Origin of the sequence: Flavitalea sp. (genome assembly GCF_035489435.1) — a bacterium.
GTDB lineage: Bacteria > Bacteroidota > Bacteroidia > Chitinophagales > Chitinophagaceae > DATHKG01.
This window is the reverse complement of record NZ_DATHKG010000178.1, coordinates 1-12144: the sequence shown is the minus strand read 5'-3', so window position 1 is coordinate 12144 and position 12144 is coordinate 1. Positions and strand designations below refer to the sequence as shown.

The following is a 12144-nucleotide window of genomic DNA, read 5'->3' as shown; positions in this document are numbered from 1 at the left end:
CGACACGCGAAGCAATGGAAGCAAATTTAATCCAGGTATTCCATAACAAAGTCCGGATACTGGTTAGTCATCTGAAGGAATCTGATGCAGCTATACTTGGCGCCAGCGCACTTGCCTGGGACCTGAAATAACTTTCGATAGCTGTAGCATAAAATGCATATAAAAATAACAATCCATAAAAGAACAACCGATAAAAATAGGAATTCGCTCTAACTTTTCTTAATCAGGAACACCCCGGGCACGGGTCGTTCATTGCCTTTGTCTGAGGGTTTTATTGTTTGATGCCCATTCACAAGCATAGAACTGCTGCCACCACCATCAAGGTTCAATGCTTCAACGCATCCCAGGCTTAACAGAATTTCAGCCTCTTCATGAAGAGTTACACCTTCAGCTTCACCGGGAAATCTTCCCTGTACCAGCAAAATGATAAGTTTATTGTTACTTGTGTATCCCATTGCTGTGCGTGGGTGCCGGTCATTTTCGCCGTTCACAAACATCTGTTCTTCTTTGCTCGTGACTCTTATTTTTTTATTCTGAACAAGTACCGGTCCCCCACCGATAGCTGTTTCCATCTTCCAGCGCTTCCATTTATTGAAGGTCTTCAAATCCTTGAAAGCCGGATCGGGATTAGTGCCAGCAGCAATTAAAGGATCTTTTTCGAAGGCATAAGGATAGATCACTGCTGTGTCGGTGAACAGCCAGGCGACATCTGCCTTGCGTTTTTTTGTAATTCCGATCGCAGCTCTTGTGGGATAGTAAAACGAATCAGTTATTTTGCTTTTTAAAGAGGGTACATTATAAGCAACCAGGTTCCCGTCTTTAATTAATGCATTAAGATTCTGATTGGTTGTAAAAGAAAAAAAAGTACCATTTACCACAACCAATGGCGAGTCATCTCTTAGATAATATTGAGCTGGCGTATAACGTTTGCCAGCCCCGGTTTGAGTGGTAAAATCCAGATTTTTATCCTTAAGATCAGCTATAACATAATATCCAATAAAAGGACGCCCCTTAAAAGAATCGGTGCTTTTGTAAACCTGCAGAGAGGCAGGCAGATTTCCAAATTCAGATGTAACGTTTTCCCATCGGACCTGCGCTTTAACAGCCATTCCTGCTGCAAGCAGGAAGCCTAGTATTTTAATCATTCTCAAGTGCCGATGGATTAAGTGATGAGTTATGAGTGATGAGTTATGAGTGAGTGATGAATGGAATGCCAGATATGAAATGAATTATGAACGGGGAGAGTTCTGAAATACAAAATGCATTATTACTCATAACTTCTTAACTCACTCATCACTCATAACTCATAACTCATAACTCTAATGCAGTTTCTTTGCTTTTAAGCCACGCATTCCTGCCATAACCCGCTATAACGTGTCTCTCACTGTGGTAAGATGAACGTACCAACGGACCACTTTCAACATAGTCGAGACCAAACTGGTATCCTATTTCTTTGTATTCATTGAACTCATCGGGGTGAACAAATCTGTGCACGTCAAGATGTTTCTTTGAAGGCTGAAGATATTGACCGATAGTTACCACATCAACGCCAGCATCACTCAGGTCCCGAAGTGTCTGGGTCACCTCTTCTTTTGTTTCGCCAAGACCAAGCATAATTCCGCTTTTTGTCCGCATGCCTCCCTGCTTCAATACTTTCAGCACTTCCATGCTTCTCCGGTATTTCGCCTGTATCCTCACCTGCCTGGTTAACCTTTCAACTGTTTCAATATTATGGGAAACCACCTCGGGTGCAGCATCAATTATTCGTTGAATATTTTCAGTCTGGCCTTTGAAGTCAGGAATCAGTGTTTCAAGCGTAGTATTGGGGTTAAGCGCTTTTACAGCCCGGATAGTATTATACCATATAATACTGCCGCCGTCTTTGATTTCATCCCGGTCAACTGAAGTGAGAACGGCATGTTTTACTTTCATGAGATTAATAGCTTCGGCTACACGTTGGGGTTCGTCCCAATCTAAAGGATCAGGCCGGCCGGTTGCGACCGCACAAAATCCACAACTGCGTGTGCATACATTTCCAAGAATCATGAAGGTAGCAGTACCTTCTCCCCAACACTCTCCCATATTGGGACAATTTCCGCTTTCGCAGATCGTATGAAGTTTATGGGTATCTACAAGACCGCGGACATGCTTGTAGCTTTCACCGATCGGAAGTTTAACCCGCAGCCAGTCTGGTTTCTTAACCCTCGTTTCCTGGCTGATATTACTAACTATTGGTAGTTCATCCATGTTTTTCAGTTTTCAGATCATTTCAAACGGTACAGCTGTATAATAACAGCCGCTCTCTAAAAATGTTTGAAGCGATCTGCCGGCAAAAATACATCACTTTCGCTTGCCGAGTAACAGGGTGACATAGGCACTGAAGAAAAATTGTTTTTGCTCACTGTAAGCCATTTGTGGGACCTTTCTGCCATAATATTCGGTCTGGAGACCCGCTTCAATCGCCGTAATCCCGTCATTTAAACGACCGTAGTCAAAACGCAAAGCGACTTTTGCCTGTGCGCCAAGTTTTATCTGGGAATCACTCCAGCCGGCACCAAAGCCTGCGGCTTTAATCTCAAAATAATTACTATCAATAATAAGGGGATATGTACGGCGCAGGGTTTGATTGGCAGGATTCTGTACATCAACATAATATGGCTTTGAAAGTCCGAGTATTAATCCCCCACCATAAATGGCGCTCACTGCAACACCATTCCTGTTGCCTTTGCCACCTAATATTCGTTGCTCGGCTATACCGAGTTTGAGTTGGTAGAAGTTAGCAAGTTTACCATATACAACAGAATTCACCTGGAAAGCATTGGCGGATGCTGCCTGCTTTTTTTCTTTTTGATGTTTTTTCTCACTGATTTCAAACTGCATCAAAAATGCTTTGCGGGGAGTTTTAAACTTGCCGGACTCATAAGTCAAACCATAACCATCAGTGGCAAGTTTGAATCCGAAGATGCTATGTTTATTGAAGATTAATTCACCTTCTTCTTCCTGGCGAAGTAACTGGTTGATCCGTTCTTTTTTTGCATTCTTTTTCTGCGTTTTTCTGGATGGGTTGTTTGGAGCGGGCACGTTTTGTGCCAGGATTGTTGCTACTACAATGCAAGCGATAAATAACGAAACAATTTTCTTCACCGGTAATGATTTGATTTATCTAACGTAAATTTAGGCTAAAAACTGATATGACCTCTACTGTTGTATACGAAGGAAATTTAAGAACAGTTTGCACGCATTTAAAATCCGGATCAGCTATTGAAACTGATGCTCCGCCAGATAACCAGGGAAAGGGCGAGCGTTTTTCGCCATCGGACCTGGTAGCAACTGCCCTTGGAAGCTGCATGCTTACTATAATGGGCATAAAGGCAAGAGACATGGAGGTTGATCTTAGCGAAGTTAAGATTGACGTTGAAAAAATTATGAAGGCTGACCCAAGAAGAATCAGTGGAATAAATTTAACATTTCATTTTCCACTTGCACTGGAACTCGATGAAAAACAAAAGACTATTCTTGAAAGAGCAGCACATAACTGCCCTGTTATCCATAGTATAAATCCCGAAATAGCAATAAAAGCAGATTTTAACTGGAATGCCTGATTTGTTAAGATATACTGACAACCAGGCATTCCTTCTTTAAACCGGTAGACCTGGTATTAACCGGAATGCCTTCTATTACCGGAATGCCTGGTTGATTCGCCCAAAGGCCACGGCTCAGGTCTTTTAAGGATTGAATTTCCGACCGCGCATTCCAGGCATCGCTTTTCATCGCAGTATTTTGTTTTCAGTTCATATAAGGCCTGGCTATCGAAAGCATTTTCACACCTGATGCCCAATGAATAGAATCTCATGGTGATCCGGTTTTTCTCTGCATTCATCATGTCCAGCCAATGTAATACCCTGTCTTTGGTTGCTATTTCTTTATGATAATGGCCATAAGCGAAAACTATAGGTATTATCGTATTGACAATAATATTGTCTATCATCTGCGATCCTAGTTTTTTTGGTTGATAGGCGCTGGACTCTTCAAAACGATAATGATAATGCCAATAGTCATTAGCTGTTATATCGAACATTTTTCGCAGATCAGACAGATGGTCTACTGATAATATTTTTGAAAACAGGTGTTCGGACTGAAATAATAACATCGCAAGTTGGGCCAGGCGGATACTTGGAAAATTAACCGGCCGCATTCGCAGGAAATGGATCGGAGCAAAAACAGGCGTTAACTGGTATTTCTTTTTAAGGAACTGGAATTCCTTCTTAAGCATCATCGGGTATGCCTCAGTGAACCTGCCGTTTAACAATCCGGCCTGGCCGAATAAAAGTGATTCAAGCTGATGAACCTGGTTTTTATGTTTCCCAATAATATTAAGAGGTAGTGATCTTGCCACTGATTCAAATGCTTCCCGATTCACAGTGATGCCGAAGTTTCGTGCAAGCAACCACCAGAATACTTCTTCCCAATGGTTTTTACTTGACTGGAGATAATCCTGTATCTCCATTGTTTTTTTCTCAAGACGTTCGATGAGCAATCTTTCTTTCCATTTCATCCAGATCAGATCAGGCACAGATACCAGCTGCGAACTGCATGGAATAAAAGAAGGGCTCATCATCCATTCTTCATACTGCTGTAATAAAAACTTGGAAACCCTCGGGGCGAGGGAAATAATTGCGGGTTCATAAGTACCGGCAGGCAGATCATTTTCCCATACAACATGTAAAACAACACTGAGATAATTTCGGTCTTCCTGGTGTTTGTGCTTTTGCCAGTCTGATGCCCTGACATGAAGCTCAACATTGCCTGCCCACGAATGTTCACCAATCTTTATCCGGGCTTCGCTAAAATCGGGACCCTGGTCGGTATTGTAAATTCCCGGAGATATAATTTGTAAGGGTTCCGTCACAAATCCGTCTGTTACCAGGTCATTTTTATTAAAATACTGGTGCTGCCATATATACTGCAGAAGTTTTTCGGTCATACGCTCACTTTCCCTATCAAATTAAGCGTAAGCCCAAACCGGGCCATGTATATTTTCTTAAACGCTCCCGCTTTTTAACGCTTGCAGTACACGACTGACTGGCAGTCCCATCACATTATAAAAGTCACCGTTAATACTTTTTATGCCGGTCACCCCTATCCATTCCTGTATTCCATATGCACCAGCCTTATCATAAGGTTTATAATTATTGATATAAAACCAGATTTCATCAGCCGTTAAGGGATGGAACTCGACTGAGGTAATATCAGAAAACAACAACTCTGTTCTGCCTATGATGCAAACGCCTGTTATAACCTGGTGCACCCGGCCTGATAGCTGTGAAAGTATTTCAAAAGCTTCCTGCGCAGACGCAGGTTTCCCGATTATTTTTCCTTCCAATACCACTACAGTGTCTGCAGCAATTATGACAGGATAACCCTCATTCGCTAATCCTGATTGAACTGCAATTGCCTTGTGACGTGCAATATGGATGGGGATCTCATCTATTGTAAGATTCAACGGATATGTTTCGTCAGTCGGAGCTATGACCACTTCAAAATTCAATTCGGCCCATTCAAGTAACTGGCGACGTCTTGCTGATTGCGAAGCTAGTATTATCCGCCGTCCATCAAAAAGGTGGTTTGGCATACCTGGTTTATTTCGGTTATCCATGATTGTTATCATCCATTCAAAGGTAAATCTTAAAAAATATCATAGAGATAATACCCGTGGCCATAGTAAATTTTACCAGGCTGCTTAAGCGGTGGAAGTCGCTGGATGAATTTGCCTCAAACAGCTTCCGGAATATGTACAGTAATGGAATGATGATAAATGCGATGCAATAAGCCATCAATCCATACCAGCGGAATGGAAACACATAAAGTTGTATTATAACGAGTACACTGATAAGCACTATCAGCCAGGTGGCGATAAAAACTTTAGAGACATTTAACCCCCAGACGATAGGCATAGTGCGGCAACCATATCTTGCATCGCCGGTGATGTCTTCAATATCTTTGATCACTTCCCTGATCAATGAAATGATAAAAGCAAAACCGCCATAAAGTACTGCAAGTTTAAAAATTCGTTTCACTACCTGAAGTACCCCGTTTTCTATCGTCTGAAAAGGTAGCTGTGGTATCTCCGCAACATATAATACAAGTACAACCCAGGAGGTCAGCAATGAGATAATAAAATTACCGATCAGGAGGTTCTTTTTGAATGTGGTAGAATAGAACCAAAGCAAAACTACGCATGCGATATTTGCAAATCCGATAAACAAGTTACCGGCTTTCCATCCAACATAAAAACTTAAAACCACCCCTATCAAAGACAAACCCAGGTGCCACAGAATGGCAAAACGGCGCCCGATAATTTTGTCGACCACCAGTTTGCCGGGCTTATTAACGCGGTCTATATTCAGATCGAAATAGTCATTGATTACATATCCGGCTGCTGCAATACAAACCGAAGAAACCACCAGCAACAAAAACAGTGGATTACTTAGCCGGGGATTAAGAGCCTGGCTGGCGAATGCAGGCAAAACAATACAATACCTGAACAGGAACTGAGTAAGGACGATAAACGCCAGGTTCAGTGATCGCACCAGTCTGAAAAAAGCGAATATTAACTTCATTTCGTTCCGAAGATAATTATTATAGTGGCATTATCTACTCGCAATGTCTTCCATATGTTGCCAATGATTGTTCTGTTTCATTACTTTTTCTATTACATCACGAACACAGGCGTCTCCTCCTTTAAATGGAGAAATATAGTTTGCGACTGCTTTTGCTTCAGACACTGCGTCAGCCGGGCAACAGGCAACACCGGCATATTTCATGGCTTCAACGTCAGGCATATCATCGCCCATAAATAGTACCTGTGAACGATCATAGTTATTATCGGTTGTGTAGCTCCTCAGGTATTTTAGTTTATCGGTCACTTTCATGTGAACATCGTTGATACCAAGCTTTCGCATCCGCAACTCCACTGCAGGAGCGTCGCTGCCGGAAATAATCATGATAGCATAGCCTTTCTTCCTGGCAAGCTGCAAAGCATATCCGTCTTTCACATTCATCCTGCGTGCATAGTCGCCTTCTCCTGCTATAAGTATGGTACCATCGGTTAACACGCCATCAACATCGAAAACAAAAAGCCTGATTGGTTTAAAAAGATCCAGCAGTAACATTGATAAGCAGATTTAAATGGAAGAGATAGAATAGTGTACGATCAAATTGCCTTTACCGGGCAATAAAACACATTGGCAAGCCAACCGCGAGTTTTCGTTTGATCCCTTTACTTTTGCAAGTTGATGCAATTCGCGCTTCGACTTAAATTCAACGAATTCATTTCCTTTCCCTAGCAAAATATGACAAGTGCCACAACTGCACATCCCGCCGCAATCATGACCAATGCCAATTGAATGATCCATCGCAACTTCAAGCAGACTCTGCCCTGGCTCCACTTTATGCAGAATTACCGGTTCATTATCTGATTTGTAGCGCTGGAATGTTATTGAATACATTGTTTAAGAGACAAACATAAATGAAAATAGAATGGCGGGGAAATTCCAGCCACAAAAAAGCCGTCCGGTAATCCCGGACAGCTTTCCTGTTTTATTGATGTATTTTATTTATTTGAATTATACACAATGTTCTTTTGAACGATCATATCACTTACGATATTTACCGTCTCGTTGAGATATACATCGTTGGTGCGAAGATTCTTAATCCAGTTCTTGAACCGATCTGATTTTGCGCTATCATATTCAAGCCTTTTAGAATCTTCTGCAAGTGCCTGAACATCCAATTCCAGGGGCAACTTGTTGAGACTATCAATTTGTTTTGTTGTAGCCCTTATCTGGTTCTGCTCAGCCTTATGTTTTTTGAGGTTAAGTGTTACCTGGTTATCATTTTGTTTTACCAGCCATTCGCCTTTTGTTGAAACGATATTAAAAAAGTCGTTACTTTTTGTTCTATCGAGACTTGCCTGTTTGATAGGTTTAAGATCCAGGCCATATTTCCATCGGCTATAATCTGCTTTTTTGATTTCATCCCAGGGCAAAGCATCGGGATTGTCTTTTTCGCGTGCCTTGTAATATTCAGTAATATCAGGCAGCACTATATCAGATACAACTCCGCGAAGCTGGGTAGAACCACCGTTGATACGATAGAATTTTTGCAGGGTAAGTTTTACCGTTCCAAGATCACTGTTGGAATTTACCATTCCGAGCATTTTATCAAGGCCGATATTGCGTTGAACAGTTCCTTTACCATAGGTAGAGGTACTGCCGATGATAACACCCCTGTCATAGTCCTGAATAGCAGCGGCAAAAATTTCTGAAGCAGAAGCGCTGAATTCATTTACCATTACAGCTAAAGGACCGTCATAAAGAACACTCTTGTCCCGGTCATAATATATCTGTGGTTTGCCATCCCTGTCTTTCACCTGAACAATCGGCCCACCTTCGATGAACAGACCTACCATTTGCACAACATCGTACAAAGACCCCCCGCCATTGCTTCGAAGATCCAATATGATTCCATCAACTTTTTGTTCTTTTAGTTTGATGATTTCCTTTCTAACGTCTTCAGAACACCTGGGTCCTTTTGGATCTTCGAAATCAGCATAAAACTCGGGCAGATAAATAAACCCGATTTTCCCTTTAGGACCATTGACAATTGCGCTACGGGCGAAGGTTTCGTCCTGAACGATTTCATCACGTATAAGAGAAATAACTTTTACAGCACCATCTGCTTTTTTTAAGGTCAGTTTTACTTCAGTTCCTTTTTTACCCCTGATTACTTTAATCGCATCTTCAACGGCAAACCCGGTAAGATCCACTGGCTCTTCTTTACCCTGACCCACTTTCATGATCAGATCACCTACAGCTATTTTACCTGATTTCCAGGCAGGACTGCCTGTGAGCAGGGTTCCTATTTTGATATTACCATCTTCTTCCCTAAGCAATGAAGCACCGATTCCAAAAAATTTACCACTCATTTGTTCGTCAAAATATCTTTTCTCCACAGGAGGAAAAAAGGTACTGTGCGGATCCATCGTTTCGGTAATCGTGTTTACGAAGTCGTTGAAACGGTCATCATCAGTCACTTTTATTTTCAGGCGTTCATAAGTCATGTTCATTATAGTAAGAACTTTAGTCCTTGCATCTTTCTCCAGCTCTGCATCCGTTTTGACTACAAAATCCTTTTTGTCTTTATTTTTCTCCCTTATTTCCTGGGATTCGGAATAACGGTCAAGCACATAATATTTCAATCTTTTTCTCCAGGATTCTTTCCTTTCAACTTCATTTTTCGGAAAGTTTGTCTTTTCGGAATTCATGTTCAGCGTTTCATCCGCTGTAAAATCGAACGGCTTTGCCAGGAACTCCTTATAAATCGCCTCTGTTTCTGCCAGTCTTTTTTTATAGATCTCTGAAACAGCCGGAACAAACTGGACGGTCCCGCCCATGATTTCGTCGTCGAGTTTGTTTTCAAACTTTTTAAGCTGATTAATATCACCCTGGGTCAGGATGTTCTTTTGGGGATCTACTTTTTCTTTCAGGTATTTGTTGAAAATCTCTTTTGAAAAATCATCATTAATCTTTTTAGGACTATAATGAATTTCAGATATCATATCACCGACATTATGAAGAATCTTTTCATATTTAGTGGGTGGGTTCCCGCTGCCGATTCCAAAACTCCTGAATGCAAGTATCATTCCTGCACCTACCAGTAAGATTACAACGGGTAAATTTTTCTTTTTAAACATAAAGGCTAACGCTTTTTTCATTGATTCCAAAAATAACGATAAAAAAGATGTGTTGTTGCTCTATAAGATCAATATTAACATCAGGTTTGGCCAAATGTTTTTGATTTTTCAGTGACTTTTTTTGAACTGGTTACAGTAAATAAAAATCCATGCCGCAACCAGCAACAGGCTCAATATGCAAATAAAAACGCAGATTTAAGAATATCATACCGGCCATTTTCCTGTTCCTTCATTTTACTTTTCAGCAAGGCGCGTTACTTTTCAGAAAGGGCACTTTGTTTTTCAGAATGGCCCTTTGCTTTTCAGAAAGGGCACTTTGTTTTTCAGAAGGGCACTTTGTTTTTCAGAAAGGGCGCTCTGCTTTTCAATATAGGCTCTATAAAAACAAAAAGCCAGCTGCGAAGCCGGCTTTTGTAATTTACTATGATGGGTGACTGATGGGGCTCGAACCCACGACCCTCAGAACCACAATCTGATGCTCTAACCAACTGAGCTACAACCACCATTTGAAATGCAAAAGTAATAGAATTATGATTTCCTTCAAAAAACATGTGAAAGAATTTTCTTTATGCTTTCTTTGCAGCCATTTTAGACAGGTTCAGACGGACCTTATTAAGATTAAAAAAGAGTATAGTTGAATGTTAGATCTTACGTTTTTATTATTCCTTGTTTCCGGAGCATTGATTGGCTGGCTTGCCGGGTGGATTCTTTCAAGAATTTTTATCGGTATCGCGCTGAATCAGAAAAGAGCAATACTCAGTGAACAGCTGGCTTCATTTGTATCGTCCAAAATTATTTCTCCTGATCAGATGCTTGAGAAGGTCGCAAAGCCGGAACATTTCCTAAAGCTGATGCCGGTTATTGAACACCATATCGATGACTTTCTACGCAACAGGCTTAAAACAGCCATTCCAATGATCGGTATGTTGATAGGTGAAAGAACAATTTCCCAGTTAAAAACGGTTTTTATGCAGGAACTGGAAGTTATTTTTCCCGAGGTTTTAAAAAAATATGTTACAGACCTGGCCGAAAATTTTGATTTCAAAGCGGAGTTCCGTCAAAGATTACTGGCAATCCCTCCTGCAACCATAGAAGCGGTATTATACCCGGTTGGCAAAAAGCTATTTTGCATTGTTGGGATCGTAAGCGGATTAGCTACCGGCCTGATCAATTTGGTCATCTATTTTTTTTGAGATGATTTTGAGATGATTATTATTTATAGCATCGGCCACTTTAAGTATTTCTCCAGACAAAACCTGATTTCTCTACCAGCTAAAACCAATTTATGACTGGATTATACTACTAAACCTTTCCTGTGCCTTTTACTAAACTATTCTTGTGCCTTTGACTAAACATTTTCTTGTGCCTTTGTTAATGAGTTTTAACAAATTATTTTCTTAAAACGCACAGGTTTATAGACTGAGCAGAGTCTAACCATTCATCCCTTTAACATCAATTGTGACCATTTATATGTTGACCTTGCAAGTTAAATTAATCAAAAACAACCTTACTAACATGAGAAACGTGCTGCTGATGACGCTTTGCATATTTGCGTCAATGACCTTAACCGCCCAAATGCCTGGTGGTGGCGGAGGTCGCGGAATGGGTGGGCAATCGATGAATATCGGCCACTTCTATGGCAAAATCGTAGATGAAAAAACCAATAAAGGAATTGAAGCAGTTTCCGTTCAATTATTGTCAACCAAATTTGACAGCGTAAATAAGAAAAGAGTGGATACTGTGCTGGGTGGCATGCTTACCCGCAAATCAGGAGATTTCAGTATTGAAGGATTACCCGTGTTTGGCAAATACCGTCTCAAAATTTCAGCAATAGGTTATTCAGAAGTTGAACAAACCGTCGGATTTGATCTCAAAATGGGAAAACCAGGCGACATGAGTGCTGCCCTGGCGGCTGTTGATAAAGATCTTGGAAACATTAAGATGACCATGGATTCCAAAGTCCTCGAAAGCGTTACAGTGACTGCCTCAAAACCATTGATGTCTATGGGAATCGACCGGAAGGTTTTCAATGTGGAAAAAAATATCACCTCTACGGGAGGAACCGCTACAGATATCATGAAAAGCATTCCCTCGCTTTCTGTCGATATCGATGGAAATGTAACCATGAGAAACAATGCCCCTCAGATCTTCATCGACGGGCGCCCGACAAACCTCACATTAGAGCAAATTCCCGCTGATGCAATCGCCAGCGTTGAACTGATAACCAACCCATCTGCCAAGTTCGACGCTTCGGGTGGTACTGCAGGAATTCTCAATATCGTTTTGAAGAAGAACAGAAAAACAGGCTATAATGGTACTTTAAGAGCTGGTATCGATCAGCGCGCAAAAGCTAATCTTGGTGGTGACATCAATATTCGCCAGGCCAAATT

Annotated in this window: 12 protein-coding genes and 1 tRNA gene; 3 read left to right on the top strand and 10 right to left on the bottom strand. The window is 41.2% G+C overall.

Going from position 1 to position 12144, the window contains the following annotated elements:
* Positions 1–209 precede the first annotated feature (209 nt).
* The 3 genes from VK664_RS28070 to VK664_RS28060 form a co-directional block, all read right to left on the bottom strand.
* Positions 210–1145: a phosphodiester glycosidase family protein gene (locus tag VK664_RS28070; protein WP_461402051.1), complete on the bottom strand. Its 936-nt coding sequence runs from the start codon at positions 1143–1145 to the stop codon at positions 210–212.
* Positions 1146–1311: 166 nt separating this feature from the next.
* Complete coding sequence (gene lipA / locus VK664_RS28065; protein ID WP_461402050.1) at positions 1312–2247, bottom strand: lipoyl synthase; 936 nt, start codon at positions 2245–2247, stop codon at positions 1312–1314.
* A 93-nt stretch (positions 2248–2340) separates the two neighbouring features.
* On the bottom strand, positions 2341–3144 hold the full coding sequence (locus tag VK664_RS28060) for a hypothetical protein (RefSeq protein WP_461402049.1): 804 nt from the start codon (positions 3142–3144) through the stop codon (positions 2341–2343).
* A 47-nt stretch (positions 3145–3191) separates the two neighbouring features.
* Between VK664_RS28060 and VK664_RS28055 the strand changes: the two genes are divergently transcribed.
* The gene (locus VK664_RS28055; protein ID WP_461402048.1) at positions 3192–3602 is read left to right on the top strand and encodes an OsmC family protein; all 411 of its coding nucleotides are present in this window, start codon (positions 3192–3194) and stop codon (positions 3600–3602) included.
* A 56-nt stretch (positions 3603–3658) separates the two neighbouring features.
* On the opposite strand, the gene VK664_RS28050 is transcribed toward VK664_RS28055, so the two are convergent.
* From VK664_RS28050 to VK664_RS28020, 7 genes are all read right to left on the bottom strand, one after another.
* On the bottom strand, positions 3659–4984 hold the full coding sequence (locus VK664_RS28050; protein ID WP_461402047.1) for a DUF2851 family protein: 1326 nt from the start codon (positions 4982–4984) through the stop codon (positions 3659–3661).
* 57 nt (positions 4985–5041) lie between these two features.
* Entirely contained in the window at positions 5042–5656 is a 615-nt protein-coding gene (locus tag VK664_RS28045; RefSeq protein ID WP_461402046.1) for a Maf family protein, read from the bottom strand.
* A gap of 16 nt (positions 5657–5672) precedes the next feature.
* On the bottom strand, positions 5673–6620 hold the full coding sequence (locus tag VK664_RS28040) for a geranylgeranylglycerol-phosphate geranylgeranyltransferase (protein WP_461402045.1): 948 nt from the start codon (positions 6618–6620) through the stop codon (positions 5673–5675).
* A gap of 30 nt (positions 6621–6650) precedes the next feature.
* Complete coding sequence (locus VK664_RS28035; protein WP_461402044.1) at positions 6651–7172, bottom strand: KdsC family phosphatase; 522 nt, start codon at positions 7170–7172, stop codon at positions 6651–6653.
* A 12-nt stretch (positions 7173–7184) separates the two neighbouring features.
* The gene (locus tag VK664_RS28030) at positions 7185–7508 is read right to left on the bottom strand and encodes a 2Fe-2S iron-sulfur cluster-binding protein (RefSeq protein WP_461402043.1); all 324 of its coding nucleotides are present in this window, start codon (positions 7506–7508) and stop codon (positions 7185–7187) included.
* A 104-nt stretch (positions 7509–7612) separates the two neighbouring features.
* The gene (locus VK664_RS28025; RefSeq protein ID WP_461402042.1) at positions 7613–9775 is read right to left on the bottom strand and encodes a carboxy terminal-processing peptidase; all 2163 of its coding nucleotides are present in this window, start codon (positions 9773–9775) and stop codon (positions 7613–7615) included.
* Between the two features lie 408 nt (positions 9776–10183).
* Positions 10184–10257 (bottom strand) — tRNA-His (locus tag VK664_RS28020).
* A gap of 135 nt (positions 10258–10392) precedes the next feature.
* On the opposite strand from VK664_RS28020, the gene VK664_RS28015 reads away from it, so the two are divergent.
* Both VK664_RS28015 and VK664_RS28010 read left to right on the top strand, forming a co-directional pair.
* Positions 10393–10947, top strand: a complete 555-nt coding sequence (locus tag VK664_RS28015; protein WP_461402041.1) for a DUF445 domain-containing protein — start codon at positions 10393–10395, stop codon at positions 10945–10947.
* 322 nt (positions 10948–11269) lie between these two features.
* A partial coding sequence (locus VK664_RS28010) for a carboxypeptidase regulatory-like domain-containing protein (protein WP_461402040.1) occupies positions 11270–12144 on the top strand: 875 nt, incomplete at its 3' end.

Bases quoted from the DNA above. Each gene is read 5' to 3' on its own strand.
- VK664_RS28070 (WP_461402051.1), bottom strand. From the start codon at position 1,145: ATGATTAAAATACTAGGCTTCCTGCTTGCAGCAGGAATGGCTGTTAAA.
- lipA (WP_461402050.1), bottom strand. From the start codon at position 2,247: ATGGATGAACTACCAATAGTTAGTAATATCAGCCAGGAAACGAGGGTT.
- VK664_RS28055 (WP_461402048.1), top strand. From the start codon at position 3,192: ATGACCTCTACTGTTGTATACGAAGGAAATTTAAGAACAGTTTGCACG.
- VK664_RS28050 (WP_461402047.1), bottom strand. From the start codon at position 4,984: ATGACCGAAAAACTTCTGCAGTATATATGGCAGCACCAGTATTTTAAT.
- VK664_RS28045 (WP_461402046.1), bottom strand. From the start codon at position 5,656: ATGGATAACCGAAATAAACCAGGTATGCCAAACCACCTTTTTGATGGA.
- VK664_RS28040 (WP_461402045.1), bottom strand. From the start codon at position 6,620: ATGAAGTTAATATTCGCTTTTTTCAGACTGGTGCGATCACTGAACCTG.
- VK664_RS28035 (WP_461402044.1), bottom strand. From the start codon at position 7,172: ATGTTACTGCTGGATCTTTTTAAACCAATCAGGCTTTTTGTTTTCGAT.
- VK664_RS28030 (WP_461402043.1), bottom strand. From the start codon at position 7,508: ATGTATTCAATAACATTCCAGCGCTACAAATCAGATAATGAACCGGTA.
- VK664_RS28025 (WP_461402042.1), bottom strand. From the start codon at position 9,775: ATGAAAAAAGCGTTAGCCTTTATGTTTAAAAAGAAAAATTTACCCGTT.
- VK664_RS28015 (WP_461402041.1), top strand. From the start codon at position 10,393: ATGTTAGATCTTACGTTTTTATTATTCCTTGTTTCCGGAGCATTGATT.